The sequence below is a fragment of the Limnohabitans sp. 2KL-1 genome, from assembly GCF_003063435.1.
In the GTDB taxonomy this organism is placed as follows: Bacteria; Pseudomonadota; Gammaproteobacteria; order Burkholderiales; family Burkholderiaceae_C; genus Limnohabitans_A.
In genome coordinates this window covers 14978-37300 of sequence record NZ_NESL01000006.1, presented here as the reverse complement: position 1 = coordinate 37300, position 22323 = coordinate 14978, and the positions used below count along the sequence as shown (strand labels likewise).

At 60.0% G+C, this 22323-nt stretch carries 21 protein-coding genes and 4 tRNA genes; 3 read left to right on the top strand and 22 right to left on the bottom strand.

Annotated elements, in window-relative coordinates; all coding sequences use genetic code 11:
- Nucleotides 1–120: 120 nt before the first annotated feature.
- From B9Z47_RS12950 to B9Z47_RS12925, 6 genes are all read right to left on the bottom strand, one after another.
- Nucleotides 121–1305 (bottom strand): acetyl-CoA C-acyltransferase, encoded by a 1185-nt coding sequence (locus tag B9Z47_RS12950; RefSeq protein ID WP_108331763.1) that lies wholly within the window; start codon nucleotides 1303–1305, stop codon nucleotides 121–123.
- Nucleotides 1306–1316: 11 nt separating this feature from the next.
- Entirely contained in the window at nucleotides 1317–1823 is a 507-nt protein-coding gene (locus B9Z47_RS12945; protein WP_108331657.1) for a hypothetical protein, read from the bottom strand.
- Nucleotides 1824–1836: 13 nt separating this feature from the next.
- Nucleotides 1837–2490, bottom strand: coding sequence for a carbonate dehydratase (gene can / locus B9Z47_RS12940; protein WP_108331762.1), 654 nt, complete (start codon nucleotides 2488–2490; stop codon nucleotides 1837–1839).
- Nucleotides 2491–2536: 46 nt separating this feature from the next.
- Nucleotides 2537–3718: an isovaleryl-CoA dehydrogenase gene (locus B9Z47_RS12935; protein ID WP_108285900.1), complete on the bottom strand. Its 1182-nt coding sequence runs from the start codon at nucleotides 3716–3718 to the stop codon at nucleotides 2537–2539.
- Between the two features lie 61 nt (nucleotides 3719–3779).
- On the bottom strand, nucleotides 3780–4214 hold the full coding sequence (locus B9Z47_RS12930) for a PaaI family thioesterase (RefSeq protein WP_108331656.1): 435 nt from the start codon (nucleotides 4212–4214) through the stop codon (nucleotides 3780–3782).
- 98 nt (nucleotides 4215–4312) lie between these two features.
- The gene (locus B9Z47_RS12925) at nucleotides 4313–4717 is read right to left on the bottom strand and encodes a MerR family DNA-binding transcriptional regulator (RefSeq protein WP_108331655.1); all 405 of its coding nucleotides are present in this window, start codon (nucleotides 4715–4717) and stop codon (nucleotides 4313–4315) included.
- Nucleotides 4718–4849: 132 nt separating this feature from the next.
- Between B9Z47_RS12925 and B9Z47_RS12920 the strand changes: the two genes are divergently transcribed.
- Nucleotides 4850–5974 carry an MBL fold metallo-hydrolase gene (locus B9Z47_RS12920; protein WP_108331654.1) on the top strand — a complete coding sequence of 375 codons (1125 nt, stop codon included), beginning with the start codon at nucleotides 4850–4852 and terminating at the stop codon, nucleotides 5972–5974.
- Here the strand turns inward: B9Z47_RS12920 and B9Z47_RS12915 are convergent.
- The 8 genes from B9Z47_RS12915 to B9Z47_RS12880 all read right to left on the bottom strand — a co-directional run bounded on the left by B9Z47_RS12915 (nucleotide 5965) and on the right by B9Z47_RS12880 (nucleotide 14702).
- Nucleotides 5965–6915, bottom strand: coding sequence for a M48 family metallopeptidase (locus tag B9Z47_RS12915; RefSeq protein ID WP_108331653.1), 951 nt, complete (start codon nucleotides 6913–6915; stop codon nucleotides 5965–5967). The genes B9Z47_RS12920 and B9Z47_RS12915 overlap by 10 nt on opposite strands.
- 19 nt (nucleotides 6916–6934) lie before the next feature.
- The gene (locus B9Z47_RS12910) at nucleotides 6935–7684 is read right to left on the bottom strand and encodes a 1-acyl-sn-glycerol-3-phosphate acyltransferase (RefSeq protein ID WP_108331652.1); all 750 of its coding nucleotides are present in this window, start codon (nucleotides 7682–7684) and stop codon (nucleotides 6935–6937) included.
- A 27-nt stretch (nucleotides 7685–7711) separates the two neighbouring features.
- A complete protein-coding gene (gene gmhB / locus B9Z47_RS12905) occupies nucleotides 7712–8293 on the bottom strand; it encodes a D-glycero-beta-D-manno-heptose 1,7-bisphosphate 7-phosphatase (RefSeq protein ID WP_108331651.1) in 582 nt (193 codons plus the stop codon).
- Nucleotides 8294–8313: 20 nt separating this feature from the next.
- Nucleotides 8314–10446 (bottom strand): glycine--tRNA ligase subunit beta, encoded by a 2133-nt coding sequence (gene glyS, locus B9Z47_RS12900; RefSeq protein WP_108331650.1) that lies wholly within the window; start codon nucleotides 10444–10446, stop codon nucleotides 8314–8316.
- A gap of 12 nt (nucleotides 10447–10458) precedes the next feature.
- Complete coding sequence (gene glyQ / locus B9Z47_RS12895) at nucleotides 10459–11364, bottom strand: glycine--tRNA ligase subunit alpha (protein WP_108331649.1); 906 nt, start codon at nucleotides 11362–11364, stop codon at nucleotides 10459–10461.
- 189 nt (nucleotides 11365–11553) lie between these two features.
- Nucleotides 11554–13116, bottom strand: coding sequence for an apolipoprotein N-acyltransferase (lnt, locus tag B9Z47_RS12890; RefSeq protein WP_108331648.1), 1563 nt, complete (start codon nucleotides 13114–13116; stop codon nucleotides 11554–11556).
- Nucleotides 13113–14000 (bottom strand): HlyC/CorC family transporter, encoded by an 888-nt coding sequence (locus B9Z47_RS12885; protein WP_108331761.1) that lies wholly within the window; start codon nucleotides 13998–14000, stop codon nucleotides 13113–13115. Before B9Z47_RS12885 ends, lnt begins: the two co-directional genes overlap by 4 nt.
- 81 nt (nucleotides 14001–14081) lie before the next feature.
- On the bottom strand, nucleotides 14082–14702 hold the full coding sequence (locus tag B9Z47_RS12880) for an N-acetyltransferase family protein (protein WP_369912248.1): 621 nt from the start codon (nucleotides 14700–14702) through the stop codon (nucleotides 14082–14084).
- A 284-nt stretch (nucleotides 14703–14986) separates the two neighbouring features.
- Between B9Z47_RS12880 and B9Z47_RS12875 the strand changes: the two genes are divergently transcribed.
- Nucleotides 14987–16672 (top strand): AMP-binding protein, encoded by a 1686-nt coding sequence (locus B9Z47_RS12875; protein WP_108331646.1) that lies wholly within the window; start codon nucleotides 14987–14989, stop codon nucleotides 16670–16672.
- A 3-nt stretch (nucleotides 16673–16675) separates the two neighbouring features.
- Nucleotides 16676–17599 (top strand): MBL fold metallo-hydrolase, encoded by a 924-nt coding sequence (locus B9Z47_RS12870; protein ID WP_108331645.1) that lies wholly within the window; start codon nucleotides 16676–16678, stop codon nucleotides 17597–17599.
- Nucleotides 17600–17682: 83 nt separating this feature from the next.
- On the opposite strand, the gene B9Z47_RS12865 is transcribed toward B9Z47_RS12870, so the two are convergent.
- From B9Z47_RS12865 to B9Z47_RS12830, 8 genes are all read right to left on the bottom strand, one after another.
- Complete coding sequence (locus B9Z47_RS12865; protein WP_108331644.1) at nucleotides 17683–18672, bottom strand: tripartite tricarboxylate transporter substrate binding protein; 990 nt, start codon at nucleotides 18670–18672, stop codon at nucleotides 17683–17685.
- Between the two features lie 16 nt (nucleotides 18673–18688).
- The gene (locus B9Z47_RS19005; RefSeq protein ID WP_108331643.1) at nucleotides 18689–18886 is read right to left on the bottom strand and encodes a hypothetical protein; all 198 of its coding nucleotides are present in this window, start codon (nucleotides 18884–18886) and stop codon (nucleotides 18689–18691) included.
- Between the two features lie 8 nt (nucleotides 18887–18894).
- Nucleotides 18895–18970, bottom strand: a tRNA-Gly gene (locus tag B9Z47_RS12855).
- An 11-nt stretch (nucleotides 18971–18981) separates the two neighbouring features.
- Nucleotides 18982–19058, bottom strand: a tRNA-Asp gene (locus B9Z47_RS12850).
- A 25-nt stretch (nucleotides 19059–19083) separates the two neighbouring features.
- Nucleotides 19084–19159, bottom strand: a tRNA-Asn gene (locus tag B9Z47_RS12845).
- Between the two features lie 57 nt (nucleotides 19160–19216).
- Nucleotides 19217–19292 (bottom strand) — tRNA-Phe (locus tag B9Z47_RS12840).
- 54 nt (nucleotides 19293–19346) lie between these two features.
- On the bottom strand, nucleotides 19347–20006 hold the full coding sequence (locus tag B9Z47_RS12835) for a response regulator (protein WP_108331642.1): 660 nt from the start codon (nucleotides 20004–20006) through the stop codon (nucleotides 19347–19349).
- A gap of 19 nt (nucleotides 20007–20025) precedes the next feature.
- The gene (locus B9Z47_RS12830) at nucleotides 20026–22323 is read right to left on the bottom strand and encodes an ATP-binding protein (protein WP_108331641.1); all 2298 of its coding nucleotides are present in this window, start codon (nucleotides 22321–22323) and stop codon (nucleotides 20026–20028) included.

The following is a 22323-nucleotide window of genomic DNA, read 5'->3' as shown; positions in this document are numbered from 1 at the left end:
CTCCATTCGTCACTGAGAGCGAAGCGCGGCAGTCCAGCTGTAGGTCGGTGGCTTTAGCCCCGACATGAAACCTTTGCAGGCAGATGTCGGAGCTGAAGCTCCGACCTACGGAAACCGAATTCACACCAACTCCAACGCCACAGCCGTGCCTTCGCCGCCGCCGATGCACAGCGTGGCGAGACCCTTCTTGAGGCCTCGCGCCTTGAGCGCGTGGATCAGGGTGACCATGATGCGGGCACCGGATGCACCGATGGGGTGGCCCAAAGCACAGGCACCACCGTTCACGTTGACCTTGTCGTGCGGCACGTTCAGCTCTTTCATCAGCGCCATGGGCACCACGGCAAAGGCTTCGTTGACCTCCCACAGGTCGACGTCTTCCACTTTCCAACCGGCTTTGGCCAGCGCCTTTTGGGTCGCGCCCACGGGGGCAGTGGCAAACCACTCGGGCTCTTGCGCGTGGGTGGCATGGCTAACGATGCGGGCCAGCGGTTTGCAGCCGAGCTTGGCGGCGGTGCTCTCGCGCATCAGCACCATCGCGGCCGCGCCGTCGTTGATGGACGAGCTGCTGGCGGCGGTGATGGTGCCGTCTTTTTTGAAGGCGGGCTTGAGGCTGGTGATCTTGTCGAGTTTGACTTTGCCCGGGCCTTCGTCAATGGACACCACGCGCTCGCCGCTGCGGTCTTTCACCGTCACAGGCGTGATTTCGGTGGCAAACGCGCCCGACTCGGTGGCGGCCTTGGCACGCTGCACGCTGGTGGTGGCAAAGTGGTCTTGCTCGGCGCGGGTGAAGCTGTATTTGGCCGCGCAATCTTCGCCAAAGGTGCCCATGCTGCGGCCGGGCTCGTAAGCGTCTTCCAGGCCGTCGAGCATCATGTGGTCGAAGATGCGGTCATGACCCATGCGGTAGCCACCTCGGCCCTTGAGCATGAGGTAGGGCGCATTGGTCATGCTTTCCATGCCGCCGGCCACCAGCACATCGTGCGTGCCCGCCACCAGCATGTCGTGCGCGAACATGGCCGCACGCATGCCGGAACCACACATCTTAGACAGCGTGACTGCGCCCGCGCTCTTGGGCAAGCCGCCTTTGAAGCCCGCCTGACGCGCAGGCGCCTGGCCCTGGCCCGCCATCAGGCAGTTGCCAAACAGCACTTCGGTGACCAGCTCAGAGCTGATGCCTGCGCGCTCGACAGCGGCTTTGATGGCCGCGCCGCCCAAGTCGTGGGCGGCCAGCGCGGAGAAGTCGCCCTGGAAGCTGCCCATGGGTGTGCGGGCAACGCTGACAATGACGATGGGATCGAGTGACATGGTGGGGCCTTTCAAGTGTTTTGGTGGATGTCGGCAATGATGAGGTGTTCGCCGGTTTCTTCTTCGGCAATGCGGCGGATATAAGCCACGAAGTCGGGGTCTTCGCCACGCAGCATGAGGGGCAAGGCTTGGCGGAAATCGTCACGCCTGCACCACTCGCGCATATAGTCGTCCCAGGAGTTCCAGCGCCGCTGTTCGGTGGCGCTCATTTCCGCGCGATACGCAATCAGATAGGCCCGCTCGAACAAGGCGATCAGCATGTCGAAGATGGTCATCATGCGCTCGCGCTGCTCGGGCGTCGGGTTCGGCAGAGCCTGCGTGGTGCGCAGCTGCAGATCAGCGTGGTCCAGCACCACTTTCAGGAAATCGTTGTAGGCGTCCGACAGGTGCTGGTAAGCCTCTTCTTCTTCGTTCTCGCGCTCCTTGCGCTGCTCAACCCAGAAGGCCCAGGCCGCATAGGGCAGACCGAACACGGTCACCGCATAACTGCCCATCTCCAGAAGTTCGGCCAAGCTCATGAGCACACGGCGCTCAGACGCCCCGGGGGTAGCGCTTGAAGGCGTTGCGGAACACGTCCACCACCTCGTGCGCGCCGCTCATGCTCACGCCCAGGTCTTTGGCCAGTCCGTCTTTGATGCCATAGCACCAGCCGTGCACGCTGAGCTTTTGTCCGCGCGACCAGGCGTCTTGCACCACATTGGTCAGGGCCACGTTGCCCACCTGCTCGATCACGTTCATCTCGCACAAAGCATCTTCTTGCTCGGGCACCGTCAGGTGATCGAGGCGGCGACGGTGGCGCACCTTGACGTCGTGCACATGGCGCAGCCAGTTGTCGGCCAGGCCCACGCGCATGCCCCGCAGCGTGGCCAGCACGCCACCGCAGCCGTAATGCCCAACCACCATGATGTGCTCGACTTTGAGCGCGTCCACCGCGTACTGGATGACCGACAGGGCGTTCAGGTCGGAATGCACCACCACGTTGGCCACGTTGCGGTGCACGAACACCTCGCCCGGGTCCAGCCCGGTGATCTGGTTGGCGGGCACGCGGCTGTCGGAGCAGCCGATCCACAAATACTTGGGGTTTTGCTGGTTGGCCAGGCGCGAGAAAAAAGCCGGGTCATCGCGCACCATGCGCTCAGACCATTGGCGGTTGTTGTCCAGAAGGTTTTGCAGTGAAGAGGTCATGGTCGGATTGTCGCCGCACTGGCCTTGCGCTGTGTGACAGACGACTTCAGCAGGTTTCGGCAAACAGCTCTCGGCCAATCAGCATGCGGCGAATCTCTGACGTGCCCGCACCAATTTCGTACAGCTTGGCGTCGCGCCAGAGGCGACCCAGCGGGTATTCGTTGATGTAGCCGTTGCCGCCGAAAATCTGCACGCCCTCGCCTGCCATCCAAGTGGCTTTTTCAGCCGTCCAGAGGATGACGCTGGCGCAGTCTTTGCGCACCTGACGCACATGCTCGGCACCCAGCAGATCGAGGTTTTTGGCCACGGTGTAGGCGAAACTGCGACCGGCTTGCAGCACGGTGTACATGTCGGCCACTTTGCCCTGAATCAGCTGAAACTCGCCAATGCTTTGGCCAAACTGCTTGCGGTCGTGGATGTAGGGGATGACGTTGTCCATGACGGACTGCATGATGCCCAACGGGCCACCCGTGAGCACAGCGCGTTCGTAGTCCAGGCCGCTCATCAGCACCTTGGCGCCGTTGTTCAGACCACCCAGGATGTTGGCTTCGGGTACTTCGACGTTGTTGAACACCAGCTCGCCCGTGTGGCTGCCGCGCATGCCCAGCTTGTCGAGCTTTTGCGCGATGGAAAAACCCTTCATGCCTTTTTCGATCAAAAAGGCCGTCACGCCGCGCGCGCCGAGTTCTGGCTCGCTCTTGGCGTACACCACCAAGGTGTCGGCATCGGGACCGTTGGTGATCCACATCTTGGAGCCGTTGAGCAGGTAATAACCGCCTTTGTCTTCGGCTTTGAGCTTCATGCTCAGCACGTCCGAGCCTGCACCGGGTTCGGACATGGCCAAGGCCCCGACATGCTCGCCAGAAATCAGCTTGGGCAGGTATTTGGCGCGCTGCTCGGGTGTGCCATTGCGCTTGATCTGGTTCACGCACAGGTTGGAGTGCGCGCCATAGCTCAGGCCCACAGAGGCGCTGGCACGCGAAATTTCTTCCATGGCAATCATGTGCGCCAGATAGCCCATGTTGGCACCGCCGTATTCCTCACCCACGGTGATGCCCAGCACACCCAGATCGCCCATCTTGCGCCACAGGTCCATCGGGAACTGGTCGTTGCGATCAATCTCGGCGGCGCGGGGGGCGATTTCGGCTTGGGCAAAGTCACGCACCGCGTCGCGCAGGGCGTCGATGTCTTCACCGAGTTGGAAATTCAGGCCGGGCAGGTTGTTCATGGGGTCTCCTTGTGGGGGTCTTTTGGGGTTCAGCGCGCTGTGCTGCGGCTTGAAACAGGGGTTAATACGTTTGGGGAACGGGTGCCACGGTCTGCTGCATCACCGCGCAGGGCGATGTTTTGCCATCGGCATCGATGTGTACCACTTCTGCCGACGTGACGATGACGCGGCGACCCGCCTTGATCACTTTGCCGATGGCGCGAATTTCGCCGCCCTGCAAACTGTTCAGAAAATTGATTTTGTATTCCACGGTGACCACCTCCATGCCCTCGGGTGCCACCGTGAGAGCAGCGTAGCCCCCGGCAATGTCCGCCAGTGCGCCAATGGCGCCACCATGGAAGCCCCCTTGCTGCTGGGTCAGTTTGTCGCTGTAGGGCAGGGCCAACTCAACCTGCCCGGGCGTGGCCGAGACCAAGCGCACGCCCAAGTGGGTCATCATGCCTTGACGGGCCAGGCTGAGGGCTACGCGCTCATGAGGAGATGGGGCTGTGGTCACATGGAGTCCTGAAAGCAGTTCAGGGCAAGACTTTAATTGACGTTTACGTAAACGTCAATCAGGAGAACACCAGAATGCACGCCTTGTCTGCGCCGGATTCAACCGGGATTTGTGGCTTTGGACGCCTTATTCAGCAAACTGCGGGTCTCTTTTTCGTGGGTTTTGACCTCGTCCAGCGTCGCCTGCAGGTCGGCCAGTTGCGATTCGAGCTGACGGCGGTGTTCGGCCAGCACCACCAGAAATTTCTTGAGCTGAGGGCCCGTGTCACGCGGGCTGTCGTACATGTCGATCAGGTCCTTGGCCTCGGTGAGCGACAAGCCCAGGCGTTTGGCCCTGAGCGTCAGTTTCAGGCGGGTGCGGTCCCTGGCCGAATAAACCCGGTTGCGCCCACCCGGACCGGAGCGCTCGGGCTCCAGCAGGCCCATGTCTTCGTAAAAACGGATGGCGCGGGTGGTCAGGTCAAATTCCTGGGCCAGATCGCTGATCGTGTACGTGTTCGCCATGGCGTGGAGGGTCCTTAGCTTGCTTGCGCAACGGAGACAGTTGGGTCAAAAACCGCCCCCTAGAATGTGATTTCATGTTTGACGTTAACGTTAACGTCAATGATCCGAATGCTAACCCAAACCACCTGACGTATGTCCACATTGCCCACAGCCCCCGTGATGCATCGACCAGAGGCCAGCGTCCAACCCCCACCGCTGCACTACCCCCTGGGCGAACAGTTGCCCGCCTCGGGTTCAGTCACCGAGGTGGCACCGGGCATTTTTTGGTTGCGCATGGGCCTGCCCTTTGCGCTCAACCACATCAATTTGTGGTTGTTGCGCGACCGCATGCCCCACCCCACACAAGCGGGCGTGATGCAAGAGGGCTGGACGGCGGTGGACTGCGGGATCGACAACCCGGCCACACGAGAGGCCTGGTTGCAGGTTGAGCAAGCGTTGCTGCAAGGTCTGCCCATCTTGCGCGTGCTGGTGACCCACATGCACCCGGATCACATGGGCCTGGCGCATTGGCTGTGTGAACGCTGGCAAGCGCCTTTGTGGATCAGCACCAGCGAATACCAATCGGCCATGCTGGCTTGCAGCGGTCAATCCAACTTTGGTGGCGATGCGACCGTGAAATTCTTTGCCGCCCACGGCTGGACCCAACCCGACGAATTGGCCGTGGTCAGCTCACGCGTGGGCTACTACCCCAGCATGGTGCCCAAGATACCGCCCACGTTCGTGCGTCTCATGGCGGGTGCACCGGTCAAAATCGGCGAGCGAACCTGGCAATGCATCAGCGGCTTTGGCCATTCACCTGAGCACATGGCTTTGCACGATGCCCACAACCAGCTGCTGATCAGCGGCGACATGTTGCTGCCCTCGATTTCCACCAACGTCAGCGTGTACGCCATGGAGCCCGACAGCAACCCGCTGCAGCTGTTTCTGGACTCGCTGGACAAAATGGCCCACCTGCCGGACGAGACGCTGATCCTGCCCTCGCACGGGCGGCCATTCAAAGGGGCTGCCAACCGCATTGCGCAATTGCGCGCCCACCATGACGAACGTTTGAGCGAATTGCTGGAAGCCTGCAGCCAGCAGGCGCTCAGCGCGCACGATGCACTGCCTTTGATTTTCAGACGCGCTCTGGATGTCCACCAGACCACCTTTGCCGTGGGCGAAGCCGTGGCCCATCTGAATTTGCTTTGGCTGGCTGGCCGACTGGCACGCCATCGCGGTGCCGACGGCATTTACCGTTTCAGCACCGCTCAATCCTGAGCCAAGTCCACAGGCGCTTGCCGAAGGGCTTTGCGCCGCTGTGCGTAGTCCGGCATGACCTCGCCCACGGTTTCCCAGAAACGGGGGCTGTGGTTCATCTCCCGAAGATGCGCCAGTTCATGCACCACGACATAGTCGATTTGACTGATCGGCAAGTGGATCAAGCGCCAGTTCAAGCGGATATGGCCATCCGTGCGGGCACTGCCCCAGCGCGTGCTGGCGCTTGACAGGCTGAGCTTTTGCCAGCGCACGCCCAACAAAGGCGCGAAGTGGTGCAGACGCTGCTCAAACAAAGCTTTGGCCTGCTTCTTGAGCCACACCTGCGCAGCATCGCGCACCTGGGTCACCGAAGCCCCTGGCGGCACTGTGACGGGCAACACCTGATCCGGTGGAATGTCTTGCCCCAACACCCGGCCCACGCCGCGCTCGAGCACACACAGCTGGACCGTGCGCCCCAAAAAAGGCACCTCGGCACCATGGCGCCACTCGATGGCTTTTTGGAATTGCTCGGTCTGCCGCTCCTTGAACTGCTGCAGCTTGGCCACGATCCAGGCCCCTTTTTCCTGCACGGCGGCGTCCACCTCGCGCAGCGGCACCCAGTTGGGCGCGCGCACCACCAAGCCATCGGCACCCACCATGAAGCCGATGCTCTTGCGGCGCGAGCGCTCAAAACGGTAAGACACCCGCACCTCTTGCAACTGCGCATGGCGATTGGCTGCGGGGTGGGTGAAGCCAGAAGAGGCAAGCACATGCGCGCCTCCGGTCAAGCCCGAATCAACAACAGGAGAACGGTGGTCTGACGGCGGCGCATCCGCATCCCGTGGCAACAGGGCTGGCGTGGTGGGTATGGCCTGTGCAGGCCCGGACGCACGACCGGACGCTGGCATCACGGGATCTCCCCCCGTGAAAAAATCCAATACAAATTGCAAAGGCGCACGCATGGTTTGCCCGCCACACGCCTCAGTGGGCCACTGATTCCGGATAAGCATCGGGGTCAAGGCGGTGCATTTCGGACTCAATCCAGGTCTCGGCTTCGAGCATCAGCTCATCGGCACTGCGCCCCTCGCTGGAGATGGCTTTACCGATCGAGATGTCCACCACACCGGGCGTCTTCACGAACGCTCGGGTCGGCCAGCAACGCGCCGACGTGACTGCAATTGGAATGACCGGCACGCCCGCTGCAATGGCCAGACGGGCACCGCCGCTTTTGTATTCGCCCTTTTGGCCCCGAGGGATGCGCGTGCCCTCCGGAAACATGATCACCCACACGCCCTCTTCCATGAGGCGGCGGCCTTGCTGAACCACCTTGGCAAAAGCGCGCGAGCGCTGCTTGCGGTCGATGTGAATCATGTCCAGACGGCCCATGGCCCAGCCGAAAAACGGCACGCTGAGCAGCTCTTTTTTGAACACATAGGCCAGCGGGTGCGGCATGATCGCGGGCATGACAAAGGTCTCCCAGGTGGACTGGTGCTTGACCAGCAAGACCGCCGGGTCTTTGCTGCCTTGAGGCAGGTTTTCCATGCCCTGAATGCGGTTTTGAATGCCCAAAATCCAGGTGCCGCTGTTCACCGCCAGACGCAGCCATGCGGCACAAATCCAGTACAAGCGTGTGCTGCTGACAAAGTAAGAGATGACAACCACGAACAGCGCCCAAGGCACCACAGTGATGGCCATCCACAAGATATGGACAAGAGAGCGAATGAAATTCATGCGGCGTGAGGATTCAGTGAAGGCACATCAGACCACGGCATCGGCGGCAGGCGTGACCCGCAGCAGGTGATCCACAAAAGCGGCCAGATCGGCGTGGACCTGCGTCTGGACAGGAAAGTCCTGCGGCAACAACGAAGCTGTCACATCGGGATGTCGCCCGGTTTTGACCAGATGCGGCGCACACCCGGCCGACTCCGCGGCCTGCATGTCACGCAGGCTGTCGCCCACATAAGGAACGCCTTGAAGTTCCATACCGTAACGCTCTTGAATTTGATGCAGCAACCCCGGAGCGGGCTTTCGGCAGGTGCAGCCTTCGTCCGGCGCATGCGGGCAATAAAAAATCGCGTCAATGCGCCCCCCCGATGCGGCCAGCGTCTTGAGCATGCAGCTGTGTACAGCGTTGAGCGCAGCCATGTCAAACAAGCCCCGACCCAGCCCCGACTGGTTGGTCGCCAGCACCACATGAAAACCGGCATGGTTCAGGCGGCTGATCGCCTCCAGCGCGCCAGGCAGGGGGTGCCACTCGTCCGGTGATTTGACGAACTCGTCACTGGCCCGGTTGATCGTGCCGTCGCGGTCCAGGATGACGAGTTTTAGGTGGGTGTTCATGGCGGAGCGGGATCAGGCACTCAGGCCGCCAGACGCGACAAATCGGCCACGCGGTTCATCGCCACGTGCAGGCTTTTGAGCAAGCCCTGGCGGTTCAGACGCAAGTCCATTTCTTCGGCGTTGACCATCACATCGTCAAAGAAGGCATCGACCGGGGCGCGCAGCGCGGCCAGCGTCTGCAGGCTGGCGGTGTAGTCGCCTGCCTGGAACTGCGCTTGCGACTCAGGCAAGAGCTTTTGCATGACGGCGTAGAGGTTTTTCTCGGCGTCTTCCTGCAGCAAGGCAGTGTTCACATGCGCGTCCACCTCCCCGGCTTTCTTCAGAATGTTGCCGATGCGCTTGTTGGCTGCGGCGAGCGCGGGGCTCTCGGGCAGGGCGGCAAAGGCACGCACGGCCGACAGGAACTGGCTGACCTGACCCAGACGGGCCGGGCGCAGGGCCATGACGGCGTCGACTTCTTGGGCGCTGTAGCCTTGCTCGCGCAAGCTACCGGACAGGCGGTCGTAGATGAAGTCGATCAAGGCGTCTGCACCACCGCTGATCTTGTCGCCAAACACGGGGGCAGACAGGGCCAGCAACTCCGGCAAGCCCAAAGCCACGTCTTTTTCGATCAGCATGCGGATCACGCCCAAAGCATGGCGGCGCAGCGCGAACGGGTCTTTGTCGCCCGTGGGTACGTTGCCAATGCCGAACATGCCGACCAGGGTTTCGAGCTTGTCGGCCAGCGCCACCACCAGGCCCACATTGTTGCGCGGCAACTCGTCGCCCGCAAAGCGCGGCTTGTAGTGGTCTTCAATCGCCTCGGCCACCTCGGTGGACAGGCCATCGTGGCGGGCATAGTAGCCGCCCATGATGCCCTGCAGCTCAGGGAACTCGCCCACCATGTCGGTCAGCAAATCGGTTTTGGCCAGGCGGGCCGCCTGTTCGGCTTGCGCGGCCAGGGCGTCGCCACCCACTTGCTGGCCAATCGCCTTGGCGATGGCGCAAACCCGCGCCATGCGCTCGCCTTGCGTGCCCAGCTTGTTGTGATAGACCACTTTAGACAGGCCTTCGACGCGTGATTCGAGCGTTTTCTTGCGGTCCTGGTCAAAGAAGAATTTGGCATCGGCCAAGCGCGGGCGCACCACGCGCTCGTTGCCGCCGATCACGAACGAGGCGTCGTCGGGGCTGATGTTGCTCACCACCAAAAAACGGTTCGTCAATTTGCCCGACGCATCGATCAAAGGGAAGTATTTCTGGTTGGCCTTCATCGTGAGGATCAGGCACTCTTGCGGCACGCCCAAAAACTCGGTCTCGAACTGGCAGGTCAGCACATTCGGGCGCTCGACCAGCGCGGTCACTTCGTCCAGCAGGGCGTCATCCTCAATCGGTTGGCAACCACCACCCACCTTGGCAGCCGCAGCTTGCAGCTGGCGCACAATTTCGGCGCGGCGCTCGGCAAAGCTGGCGATCACCGAGCCGTCGCGCTTGAGCACTTCGTCGTATTGGTCGGCGTGGGGCAAGACCACGGGCGAGACTTTGGCCTCAAAGCGGTGGCCTTGCGTGCTGTTGCCAGCCGTCAGGCCCAGCGCCTTGACCGGCACCACGACGCTGCCGTGCAGGGCGATCAGGCTGTGCGCGGGGCGCACAAAATTCACGCTGCTCCAGCCTGGAAGCTCGCAATCGGTTTCCAGCTGGTACTGCATGACCTTCGGGATGGGCAGCTTGGCCAGCGCTTCTTCCAAAGCTTTTTGCAGGCCCGCTTGCAGCGAAGCGCCTTTCAGCAGGCTGTCGTAAAACAGCGCCTCGGCCTTGCCGTCCGGGGCGCGCTTGAGCGCGGCCACGGCCGCAGCCGGGTCGCTCACATCGGCGCCCAGAGCTTGCAGTTTTTTCAGAAGTGCCGGTGTCGCGTTGCCCGCAGCGTCCAGGCCCACGGCCACGGGCATCAGCTTTTGCTGCACGGCCTTGTCGGCGGCTTGCGCGGCTACGGCGGTCACATGCGCGGCCAAGCGGCGGGGTGAGGCAAAGGCCGTCACCACCGCGTCGGCCGAAGCCAAGCCTTGGGCCTTCAGTTGCTCGGCCAGCACGCCCGAAAACGCCGCACCCAACTTGTTGAGCGCCTTGGGCGGCAGCTCTTCCACAAACAATTCCACCAGCAAATTTTGTGTCGTCATGTCGTTTCTCCCTCACGCGGCTTTCTTGGGCATTTGGGCAACCCATTCACGCGGGGCCATCGGGAAGTCCAGACGTTCGCGGCTTTCGTAATAACTCTGGGCCACGCTGCGGGCCAGGTTGCGGATGCGGCCGATGTAGGCGGCGCGCTCGGTCACGCTGATGGCGCCACGCGCGTCCAGCAGGTTGAAGGTGTGCGCGGCCTTGAGCACTTGCTCGTAGGCGGGCAGCGCCAGCTGCTGAACGATCAGGTTCTGCGCCTGTTTTTCGTGGGCGCTGAAGGCCACAAACAGGAAATCAGCATCCGAGTGCTCGAAGTTGTAAGTGGACTGCTCGACCTCGTTTTGGTGGTACACGTCGCCATAGCTCATGGTCTCGGTCCACTTCAGGTTGTAGACGTTGTCCACGCCCTGCAAATACATGGCCAAGCGCTCCAGGCCGTAGGTGATCTCGCCTGTGATCGGCTTGCAGTCGATGCCGCCCACTTGCTGGAAATAGGTGAACTGCGTGACTTCCATGCCGTTGAGCCAGACTTCCCAGCCCAGGCCCCAGGCGCCCAGCGTTGGGTTTTCCCAGTCGTCTTCGACAAAACGGATGTCGTTTTTCTTCAAGTCAAAACCCAAGGCTTCCAGGCTGCCCAAATACAGCTCCAGGATGTTGCTGGGCGCTGGCTTCAAAACCACCTGGAATTGGTAGTAGTGCTGCAAACGGTTGGGGTTTTCGCCGTAGCGGCCGTCTTTGGGGCGGCGGCTGGGCTGCACATAGGCGGCTTTCCATGGCTCGGGGCCGATGGCGCGCAAGAACGTGGCGGTGTGGCTGGTGCCCGCGCCAACTTCCATGTCGTAGGGCTGGAGTAGAGCACAGCCCTGGGCGTCCCAGTATTGCTGCAATTTGAGAATGATTTGCTGGAAGGTCAACATGGACTCAGGCGGCCAGCAGCAAGCTGGCTTATAGGTTGAGTGGGCACCATGCACTGGCGCGAACCCTCGATTTTACGGTCTTTGCTGTTCAGCCAGTCTGGCGTGAAGTGGCCGACTTCGCCCCGAGGGCAGAGGATGCCCCAATCCTGTCCAAGCTGGCGAATTTGCAGCGACCGCCCCTGTGCCGGGTCAGCGCACCCGACGACGCCACAGGGTCAGCGCCACCACCGCACAGCACAAACACCAAAGCGGCCACAAGCCCCAGTTGGCAGCCCAGCGTGCATAGGGCGTCAGACCCTGTCGACCGTCAAACGTGCCGGTCAAACTGCCCCGTGTGAAACGCGGCAACTGTTGCGTGACGCGGCCCATGTGGTCAATGATGGCCGTAGCCCCCGTGTTGGTGGCGCGCAGCATGGGGCGTCCCAGTTCCATGGCCCGCAGGCGCGAGATGTTCAGATGCTGGTCGACCGCCAGGGTGTCGCCAAACCACGCGATGTTGCTCACATTGACCAAGGCGGTGGGGGCTTGCTCCGCATCCCGGAAACGGATGGCCAACTCCTCTCCGAACAAGTCTTCGTAGCAGACGTTGGGGGCCAGACGCTGGCCTTGCCAGACCAGCGAGGGTTGCCGCCAGCCGCCCGAGCGGAAATCACCCAGCGGGATGTTCATCATGCGGATGAACCAGACGAAGCCCGGCGGCATGAACTCGCCAAAAGGCACCAAGTGCGATTTGTTGTAGCGGTAAGGGGCGCTGCCTTCGGGCCCCAGGGCGACCACCGAATTGGTGTAACCCTCGGCCAGGTTGCCCAGGGGCAGCCCGACCAAAGCCATCGATATGTTTGAACGAGCGAAATGCTGCTGCAAACCGGTCCAATAGCCTTCGGGCAAATGGTGTGGCAGCAGGGGAATCGCGGTTTCCGGTGCCACCACCAAGGGCTGGCGGGTGCTGCGCAATTGGGCGTCGTACCACTGCAGCGCATCTCGCACGCCACTGCCCACTTGGAACTTGTCAGTTTGGGAAATGTTGGCTTGCAGAAGTTCGACTTGCGCCAGTCCAGCCGAGGTCGTGAAGGTCGGCACCCAGGCCTGCAGGCCCCAGGAGGCCAGCGCCACACCGACCAAGGGCCTGAGCGCGTGCAGCCGCCAGCCTGCCAGGGCCAGGCGCATGGCCAGCCAGGCGGCAATGGCACCCATGCCGTAGACGCCGATCCAGGGTGCCCAAGCGGCCAGCATGCCGTCCACGTGTGCGTAACCCCCGGCTCCCCAGGGAAAGCCGGTGAGCCAGCGACCGCGCATGAGCTCGGCCAAGGTCCACAAGGCGGCAAACAAGGCGCTGGCCAGGCCGGGCCGATGGGCTGTCAGGCCCCGCGCCAAAGCCAGCCAGGTGGCCGCTGCAGCAGCGTAATACAGCCCCAATGATGCCGCGAGTGCCAGCACCGCCAGAGCCGCCAGCAGCGCGGGCATTCCCCCCACATGGTGCATGGACACGTACAACCACCAAAAACAGCCCGCCAGCCAGCCCGTGGCAAACACCCCGCCCAACCAAGCGGCCTGCTGGACGCTTGGGCGGCCAGACACAGCATTGCGGGCCAAGCCAGCCAGCCCAGCAGCCAGCATGGCCAGACTCAGAACCTGCAACCAACCCTGTGCTTGGCCACTGCCGGGCATGGCGATGGACATGGCCTGCAAGGCACCTGCCAAAGCAGGCCACAGGGTTTGAAACCTGCGCGCAGGCTGCTGACCGAACTTCATCCAGGATTCCCTGGTGCAGGGGCCGCAGGAAAAACCTTGAACCAGCGCACGGTCCCCGCCCGGGTGTGCAGGACCACAAACTGCAGGCCCGCCAAAATGTACTGCTCACCCCGACGCGGCACATGGCCCATTTCGTGGGCAATCAGTCCTCCAATGGTGTCGAAGTCCGGACCTTCAGCGTCTTCTCGGGCTTTGTGCAAATTCACCCCAAAGGCTTCGCTGACACGATTCAACGACGTGTCACCGCTGACGCGGAAACTGCGATCCGGCAAACCAAAAATATCGCCCTCGTCATCGGCGATGTCGAATTCATCCTCGATCTCGCCCACGATTTGTTCCAACACATCTTCGATGGTGATCAGACCTGCGGTGCGGCCAAACTCGTCGATGACGATGGCCAGGTGGTTGCGGTTGTCACGGAACTGTCGCAACAGGTCATTCAGGGCCTTGCTTTCAGGGACAAACACGGCAGGTCGCAGCAGGGCCCGAATGTTCAGCTCAGGGGCTCGCTGCAACTTCAGCAGATCTTTGGCCAGCAAAATACCAATGATGTTTTCCCGCTTGCCTTCGTAGACCGGAAAACGCGAATGCGCGGTCTCGATCACCTGGTGCAGCAATTGCTCAAACGGGGCCTCAATGTTCAGCAAGTCCATGCGGGGTGCAGCCACCATGACATCACCCGCCCGCATATCGGCCATGCGGATCACGCCTTCCAGCATCAGGCGGCTCTCGGCGTTGATGATCTGGTTGTCCTCTGCCTCGGCCAGCGTTTCGATCAATTCGTCGGTGGAGTCTGGTCCGGGATGGATGAATTCAGCGAGTTTTTGCAGAAAACTGCGCTTGTCTTCGCGCTCGGCTGGGCGCGCAGGATAAGGGTCTGACACAGTCACAAAGTGCAGGACATGCGGTTGTTGCAAGGCCTCTAGGATAGCGGATTCACATGACAGCCCAGCGCATGGCCGAGCTCAGGATTTGTGGCGGGCCTCACGCACACCTTGCCGAATCTCTTGCAAGGTGGCCAACCACTCCCGAAATTGCTGGGCCTGCATTTTGAGCTGGTAATCCACCTGGGCCATTTGTTCCTGCATCAAGCCGCTGAACTGGCTGTCCAGATTGGCTTGCGGCAAGGTGAGATAGGCCTCGCTTTCGCTGCCGTCACGTTGCACCGCCGCCCCCGCCTGGCGGGCGATCTTGAGCATGGCCGAGTTTTCGCTCAGGGCATGGATGAACAACAAGCTCACGCCTTGGTTGCGAGCATGCATGACCGCATGGTCAAACAACCGGGCCCCCAGTCCCTTACCGCGCTGATGGGACGACACCGACACGCCAAACTCGGCGCAGGTGGCCCATTGCGGGTCGATGGAATAGGCCAGATGCGCCATGGCCACCAGTTCCAGTCGCCGGTTGAACACGCCGAAAATCTCGTCGCGCTCGAAATTCAGCCCCATCACGTAACGCCCGATCTGCTCGTCGGTGGCGGCATAGCCGAACCGCAGGTATCGGTCTTGCGGGGCCAGGGCCAGCAGATGCCGTTCGATGCGTGGCTTGTGGCGGGCCGACAGCGACCGGATTGGCACCCAGCGCAATGCTCTCAGACGCCTGCTGGGTGAGCTGCCGGGTGGCGGGTCTCCGGGCCTGACCCATCGCTGCCACAGACGGCTCAAAACCTGGCTCAAACGAAAAGGTGGGCGTGGGGCGGGGCTGCTCATGTCAAGACCTAGGGTTAACGCTTATTTTGCACCCTTTACCTTGACCTCACCAGCCCCCGGATTTGTCGCCTGTGAGACCTCTATCGCACACACATGGGATTTGCCCGATCACGGCACAGACCGGAGCTGGTGACAATGCTTACTCAGTAGGAGAGAAGTACATGGAACGTATCTGGCTAAAAAATTACCCCCCCGGCGTACCCCACGACATCGACACCGAGCAATACAAAAGCCTGACCGATTTGCTGGAGACGGCTTTTCGTCAACATGGTGACAGCCCGTTCTCGGTCTGCATGAACCGCTGGATGAGTTACAAGGAATTGGACCAGCTGTCCACCGCCCTGGGTGCCTGGCTGCAAAGCCAGGGCCTGGCCCCGGGCAGCCGGGTGGCCATCATGCTGCCCAACCTGCCCCAGTTTGCCGTGACCATGGCCGCTGTTTTACGTGCCGGGTACACCTGCGTGAACGTGAACCCGCTGTACACCGCCCGCGAGCTGGCACATCAGCTCAAGGATTCGGGCGCCAGCGCCATCGTCATCCTGGAAAATTTTGCGGCCACCTTGCAGGACGTGATCGCACAGACGGGCGTGCAGCATGTGGTGCTGGCGTCGATCGGTGACTTGCTGGGCCCCTGGTATGGCCGCTGGATGACCTTTGCCGTGCGTCACCTGGCCAAAATGGTGCCTGAATTCGAGTTGCCGCTGGATGGCGGACGCACGGTCACGACCTTCAAACAAGCCCTTTCACAGGGCCGCAACCTGACCCTGCGTCCGACGCCGCAATCACTGGATGACACCGCATTCCTTCAGTACACCGGCGGCACGACCGGTCTGTCCAAGGGCGCTGTGTTGACCCACCGCAACGTTGTCGCCGCTATCTTGCAAGCCGAGGCTTGGTTTTCGCCCGCGCTGACCGACATCCCTGACCTGCGCAAAGTCAACAACGTGGCGGCTTTGCCGCTTTACCACATCTTTGCACTGACACTGTGCCTGCTGGCGATGCGACAGGGTTCCTTTCTGACTTTGGTGCCCAACCCACGCGACTTCGCCAAATTCATCGAAGTGCTCAAGCAGCGTCCCTTTCATGTGTTGCCCGGTGTGAACACCCTGTTCAACGCCCTGATGCAGCACCCGATGTTCAAGGCCATTGATTTTTCTTCGCTCAAGCTGACTCAAGCGGGCGGCATGGCCGCATCGGAAGGCACGGCCCGCAGCTGGCAAGCGGCCACAGGCAGCGCCATGATTGAAGGCTGGGGCATGAGCGAGACCTGTGCGATCGGCACCAACAACCCGGTCACCCAGACCGTGTTCAGCGGCAACATTGGCCTGCCACTGCCCAGCATCGACATCGCCATCAAAGACGATGCGGGGCACAGCCAGCCACTGGGCACATCGGGCGAGATTTGCATCCGCGGCCCCAACGTGATGCCCGGTTATTTCAACCAGCCTGAGGAAAACGCCAAAACTTTCACCGCCGATGGTTTCATGCGCACGGGCGACATTGGCATCATGGACGAACAGGGCTTCACACGCATCGTGGACCGTAAAAAGGACATGATCATCGTCAGCGGTTTCAACGTCTTCCCGAGCGAACTGGAAAATCTCATCTCGACCTGCCCGGGAGTGGTGGAATGTGCGGTCATCGGCATTCCGGACGCAATGCAGGGCGAGGCCATCAAGGTGTTTGTGGTGCGCAACGACCCTCTGCTCACCGAAGAGGTCGTGGCCCGTTTCTGCCATGACAACCTGACGGGTTACAAGCGCCCCAAATACATCGAATTCAGGGACGAGCTGCCCAAGTCCAACGTGGGCAAGATCTTGCGGCGTGACCTGCGCAGCCAGAAATAAAACATGACCCATACCCGCCTTTTGCCGCCCGGCGTCACCGTGTTCGAACGTGGTTGGCTGTCGGCCAACAACATCTTGCTGCAGGACGCACACAGCGCCACCCTGGTCGACAGCGGGTATGTGACCCATCAGGAGCAAACCCTCGCCCTGGTCACGCAAGCTTTGCAGGGACATCCCCTCGACCAGCTGGTCAACACGCACCTGCACAGCGACCACTGCGGTGGCAACCAGGCGCTGCAGGCGCATTACCCCGCCCTGTCCACCTGGATTCCTCCAGGTCTGGCAGATGCCGTACAGGGCTGGAACGAAGACGCCTTGAGTTATCAGCCCACCGGCCAAAATTGCCCCCCCTTTCGCTTCACCGGACTGCTGCAACCGGGCTGCACGCACCACTGGGCAGACATGGACTGGGAAGTGCATGCAGCCCCGGGCCATGACCCCCATTCGGTGATTTTGTTTGCCCCGGCGCACCGCCTGCTCATGTCAGCCGACGCCTTGTGGCAAAACGGTTTTGGCGTGGTGTTTCCCGAACTGGCCGGTGTGGCAGCCTTTGATGAAGTGGGGCAAACGCTGGACCTGATCGAGCGACTGAACCCGGCCACCATCATCCCCGGGCATGGCGCGGTGTTCACCGAGGTCGCGCCTGCATTGGCGCTGGCCCGCCAAAAGCTGGAAGGTTTTGCCAGACAGCCCGAGCGGCATGCCCGCTATGGCACCAAGGTCTTGATCAAGTTCAAATTACTTGAATGGGGCCAAATTTCGAAAGTCGAATTCAACGAATGGGCCTTGAGCGTTCCCTACATGAAAGAACTTCACCAGCGTTTTGGACAAGGTCATAGCCTGAATGCATGGCTGGACATGATGCTGGACGAACTGGCACGCAGTGGTGCTGTGCAAATGCAAAACAACATGCTTTTTGACGCATGAGTCTCGCGGACGCCCTTGATGTCTATCCAGAACAGCTCTGGCTTCGTTGAAAACGCTTGTTGCCAGCCCGGTCATGCAGGCGCTCAGAGCTGATCGATTTTGATGCCTTGCTGCTGCACCACTTTTTTCCAGGCATCCAGGTCAGTGCGTATGAATCGCTCAAGGTAAGACGACCCCAATGGCGCGACCTCAAGCGCATCCACCCTGAAGCGCGCCTGCACATCGGGCATGGCCGAGATACGGCCAATCGCTTGAGCCAGCCGCTCCGTCACATCGAGTGGCGTACTCTTGGGTGCGACCAAGCCGAAGTAATTCAAAGCGACCAGATCCGCCAAACCCAACTCCAGCAGCCCAGGAACCTGTGGCAATGCCTGGTGTCTCTGCGACGTCGTTACCGCCAAGGGCTTGATTCGACCATCACGCACAAACGGCGCCAAAGCCGGAATGGTGCCCGTGATCAGGTGAATTTGTCCCCCAATCATGTCCAGCGTAGCAGGTGCTATGCCCCGATACGGAATGTGCACAATCGACACCCCCGTGCGCGCTTTCAATTGCTCCAAAACCAAATGGTTGATACCGCCAGCTCCCGCTGAACCATAGTTGAGTTGCCCCGGACGCGCTTTGGCATAGGCCACCAATTCAGCCAAGGTTTGAACCGGCAAATCTTTGTTGCATGCCCACATCAACGGTCCTTGTGCCACCATGCTGATCGGCGTAAAACTGGTCACGGGGTCATAGCCTGCACTCGGCAAAACAGCAGACACTGTCGTAAATGGAGCCGCCACCAGCAAGAGTGTGTAACCATCCGGCACACTCTGGGCCACATGCTGTGTGCCAATGGCTCCCGATGCGCCCGTCCTGTTTTCGACCACCACGCTGGCGCCGAGCAAGTCCGAGAGTTTCTGAGCCAACAAACGCCCCATCGCATCCGTGCCTGCACCCGCTGCAAAAGGCACAACGATTCGCACTGTTCGCTCAGGGTATGCACTGGCCCGAGCTCCAACGTGCCAAAGCAAACTGCTGGTCACAGCAGAGGCCACCCATTGGCGGCGAGAAAAATCTGTGGGGGTCATTCAACGAACTCCATCTTCATCGTACAGAAGCGGATTTTGAGGGCAAATCATGCCGGGAAAATGACGCGAAGCAGCTCAGGTGTGTACGCATGTTTGAAACGACCTGCTGGGCATCCCGCCAGCAGATGGTTGGCGGGCGCAGCACTTTGAGCACCTCGGCAACGAAAAAGCCTTGCTTGTTCAGTTCCACTGAGGCTTGCATCACCAGATGCATGCGGCATCTGGAGCGGGAAACGAGGCTCGAACTCGCGACCTCAACCTTGGCAAGGTTGCGCTCTACCAACTGAGCTATTCCCGCAGATATCACTTTGGCGGAGTGGACGGGACTCGAACCCGCGACCCCCGGCGTGACAGGCCGGTATTCTAACCAACTGAACTACCACTCCGTGCTTTTTTCGACACCACCCCAGATGGCTCCTCGACCTGGGCTCGAACCAGGGACCTACGGATTAACAGTCCGGCGCTCTACCGACTGAGCTATCGAGGAAAAGGGTTTTATCGAAAAGAAAACGTCGTAGAAGCTTGAATTTCTACGACGTTGATTTGGTGGCCTGGGACGGAATCGAACCATCGACACGCGGATTTTCAATCCGCTGCTCTACCAACTGAGCTACCGGGCCTAAGCTTGAATTATAGCAGAGGAAAAAGCCACGTCTGCCATGCGTCAACGCAATTCAACCAAGACGCTTGCTTCGTGACAAGTCAACACCCAGTTGTTTGAGTTTTCTATAAAGATGTGTGCGCTCAAGACCTGTTTTTTCAGCGACCCGCGTCATGGATCCACCTTCGTGTGCCAAGTGAAATTCAAAATAAGCTTTTTCAAAAGCATCCCGCGCTTCACGCAAAGGGCGATCCAATTCAAAACTTTGCTGTACTTCTGGTGCCATGCTCGACTCTGCCAGGAGCGAAGACATGGACAAAAAATTCGATGGTGCCAGGGGTGCTGCAGCCAACACCGCTTGCTTGACTTGGTCGCGTGCCAAGCCTTGTTCTACCGCCTTGAGCAATTTTTGCAAGGTGATGGGTTTTTCCAGAAATGCTTGAGCACCAATCTTGACCGCATCCACAGCAGTATCGATGGTGGCGTGCCCACTCATCATGATGACAGGCATGTTCAACAGTCCGGAAGCCGCCCACTCCTTCAACAGACTGACGCCATCCGTGTCGGGCATCCAGATGTCCAGCAGGACCAGATCCGGGCGCATGTTTTGCCGCGCTTGTCTGGCTTGGGCTGCATTTTCGGCAAGTTCGACCTGGTGCCCCTCGTCAAAGAGGATTTCTGAGAGCAGGTCGCGAATGCCCAGCTCATCGTCAACCACCAATATATTTGCCATATGCCTGTCTTGTCTCTGTTCATGAAGAGGGCTGATCATGCGCCTCTGTTGCCTGCACAACTGCGAATGATAACGACACTTGAGCACCCTTGATCAGGCCATTTTCCTGAATGTTTCCAAGATCAATTTTGGCACCATGTTCATCAATGATTTTTTTCACAACGGCCAAGCCCAAACCTGTGCCCTTCGACTTGGTGGTGACATAGGGTTCAAAAGCCCGCTGCAAGATGTTGGGCGTGAACCCCGGTCCACTGTCAGTCACTGTCAGTCGAACCCGATGCCGGGAGGCACCCCAATCCGTGCGAACACAAACTTGCGCATCTTGAAGACCATTGCCTCGCGCCTCGCATGCATCCTGTGCGTTTTGCAAAAGATTGTGAATGACTTGTCGCAGCTGCTGTTCATCCCCCATGATGACAGGGCACGCATTGTCCAGTTCGGTGGTGATGAGCGCACGACTGACATGGTCATTCGGTTCAGATGCGTACAAGGCCATCACGTCTGAAATCAATGTGTTGAGTTGTACGGGTTTTAGCTCTGCTGTGGGCAAGCGAGCATAGTCGCGAAATTCATTGACGAGACGCTTCATGGCATCCACTTGATCAACGATGGTTTTGACCGATTTGGCCAACACGGCTTCATCGGGCTCAGCCAGCTTTCCGATCAACCGGCGCTGCAGTCTTTCTGCTGACAATTGAATGGGGGTCAAGGGATTTTTGATTTCATGCGCCAGCCTTCTGGCCACTTCTCCCCAGGCTTGCGCGCGCTCTGCAGAGACGATTTCCGAGATGTCATCGAACACCAGCAAGCGCATGCCATCCGGTAGCACCGCACCTCGTGCCAATACGGTAATGGCCGTTTGGGCCAGGCCCTGGCCAGATGCATGGATCTCGAAAGATTTTTGCCAATGGTCCAACTCATGCGCTTCTTTGTCAGATCGCAATAGTGTGAATTGATCGGCCACACCTTGGGAAAAACTTTCCAAGCCTGATAACTTCAACATGGCTTGACCCTCGTAGGCCGCCACGGGCACACGCAGAATGCGCGTTGCCCCCGGATTGGCTGATTGAATGACACCTTGTCCATCCAGCACCATCACCCCTGCCGTGAGGTTGTCAAGAATCGTTTGCAAATTGCTTCGTGCCTGACCCAGCTGGCTCAGGCTACGCTCCACACTGCCACGTGCGTCCGAGAGTTGTTGCGTCATGTCGGCAAACGAGCGTGTCAATCCACCCAATTCATCCTTGCCTTGCAAGGCCAGTTTGGGCCGGAGGTCTCCCGCTGCCACTTGTCGCATACCATGGGCCAAAAGCAACAAAGGCCTGGCCAGTTGATTGCCCAACAAAACAGCCAGCAAAATGGCACCCAAAACAGCAAGAAACAAACTCAATGTCAGTGTGCCGATGTACATGCGTCGCAGCCCCTCTCTTGCCAATGCCCGCTCTTGGTATTCGCGGTAAGCTGATTGCACGTCCAAGGCATTGTTCACCAGGGTCGGCGGCAAGTCTTGAATGACTTGCAACAGGCGACGATCCTCATCAAAGGCCAAACTGAGCTGAGGAATGGACACCAGCACCTTGATACGCCCCTTATCACCGCCGGGTATGGATTCGTCCAGCCCTTCGATCCACACGGCTCGGCCGTTTTGACGCGCCTCCTTGAGCTGCTGCGCACTGGGACGCTCTGCCCTGATTTGAAACCGCGATTGCCCGGAACTGGCCACCATCCGGCCATTGCCCGTCCAGATGACAACATCACTTGCACCCATTTGGGTTCTGATTTTTTCTGCGGCAAAACCGGCCGTCATGTCGTTGGTTTCCGCCAATTGTGTGGCGGCCGCTTTCGCCTGCTTGGCCAGATCTTCACTGAGGGTGTCCAAGGTGGCTCGTCCCAGGTTCAAGCCCGCTACTAGTGCCGCCTCAACTTTGACATCAAACCAGCTTTCAATGGACCGTGATACGAACTGGTAAGAAACCACGTAAATCAGCACACCCGGAATGACCCCCACCAAGGCGAAAATGCCGGCCAACTTGAGCAACAGTCTGGATCCAAACTGCCCTCTGCGCAGCCTGAGCAACAGGCGGACCATGCCCCAAGCAATCGTGACAAGCAAGCCTGCGGCCACAACGGCATTGGTCAAAACCAACCATTCGTAGTTTTGGTTGTAACGCTCGCGATTGCCTGTCGCTTGCGTCATCAAAACCAACAAACCGATGCCAATCACCCCGACACTCACTATGCCCATAAGGACCAACCAGCGATTGAGCTTTGATCGCTGATCAAACGGTTGGGTCTTGGCTGTTTTGATGCCGCGCAT

Bases quoted from the DNA above. Each gene is read 5' to 3' on its own strand.
- gmhB (WP_108331651.1), bottom strand. From the start codon at position 8,293: ATGAACACCCACCTAAAACTCGTCATCCTGGACCGCGACGGCACGATC.
- B9Z47_RS12875 (WP_108331646.1), top strand. From the start codon at position 14,987: ATGGAACGTATCTGGCTAAAAAATTACCCCCCCGGCGTACCCCACGAC.
- B9Z47_RS12935 (WP_108285900.1), bottom strand. From the start codon at position 3,718: ATGAACAACCTGCCCGGCCTGAATTTCCAACTCGGTGAAGACATCGAC.
- B9Z47_RS12915 (WP_108331653.1), bottom strand. From the start codon at position 6,915: ATGCGTGCGCCTTTGCAATTTGTATTGGATTTTTTCACGGGGGGAGAT.
- B9Z47_RS19005 (WP_108331643.1), bottom strand. From the start codon at position 18,886: ATGCATCTGGTGATGCAAGCCTCAGTGGAACTGAACAAGCAAGGCTTT.
- B9Z47_RS12925 (WP_108331655.1), bottom strand. From the start codon at position 4,717: ATGGCGAACACGTACACGATCAGCGATCTGGCCCAGGAATTTGACCTG.
- glyS (WP_108331650.1), bottom strand. From the start codon at position 10,446: ATGACGACACAAAATTTGCTGGTGGAATTGTTTGTGGAAGAGCTGCCG.
- B9Z47_RS12945 (WP_108331657.1), bottom strand. From the start codon at position 1,823: ATGAGCTTGGCCGAACTTCTGGAGATGGGCAGTTATGCGGTGACCGTG.
- B9Z47_RS12865 (WP_108331644.1), bottom strand. From the start codon at position 18,672: ATGACCCCCACAGATTTTTCTCGCCGCCAATGGGTGGCCTCTGCTGTG.
- B9Z47_RS12950 (WP_108331763.1), bottom strand. From the start codon at position 1,305: ATGTCACTCGATCCCATCGTCATTGTCAGCGTTGCCCGCACACCCATG.
- B9Z47_RS12910 (WP_108331652.1), bottom strand. From the start codon at position 7,684: ATGAATTTCATTCGCTCTCTTGTCCATATCTTGTGGATGGCCATCACT.
- B9Z47_RS12870 (WP_108331645.1), top strand. From the start codon at position 16,676: ATGACCCATACCCGCCTTTTGCCGCCCGGCGTCACCGTGTTCGAACGT.
- B9Z47_RS12835 (WP_108331642.1), bottom strand. From the start codon at position 20,006: ATGGCAAATATATTGGTGGTTGACGATGAGCTGGGCATTCGCGACCTG.
- can (WP_108331762.1), bottom strand. From the start codon at position 2,490: ATGACCTCTTCACTGCAAAACCTTCTGGACAACAACCGCCAATGGTCT.
- glyQ (WP_108331649.1), bottom strand. From the start codon at position 11,364: ATGTTGACCTTCCAGCAAATCATTCTCAAATTGCAGCAATACTGGGAC.
- B9Z47_RS12920 (WP_108331654.1), top strand. From the start codon at position 4,850: ATGTCCACATTGCCCACAGCCCCCGTGATGCATCGACCAGAGGCCAGC.
- lnt (WP_108331648.1), bottom strand. From the start codon at position 13,116: ATGAAGTTCGGTCAGCAGCCTGCGCGCAGGTTTCAAACCCTGTGGCCT.
- B9Z47_RS12830 (WP_108331641.1), bottom strand. From the start codon at position 22,323: ATGCGCGGCATCAAAACAGCCAAGACCCAACCGTTTGATCAGCGATCA.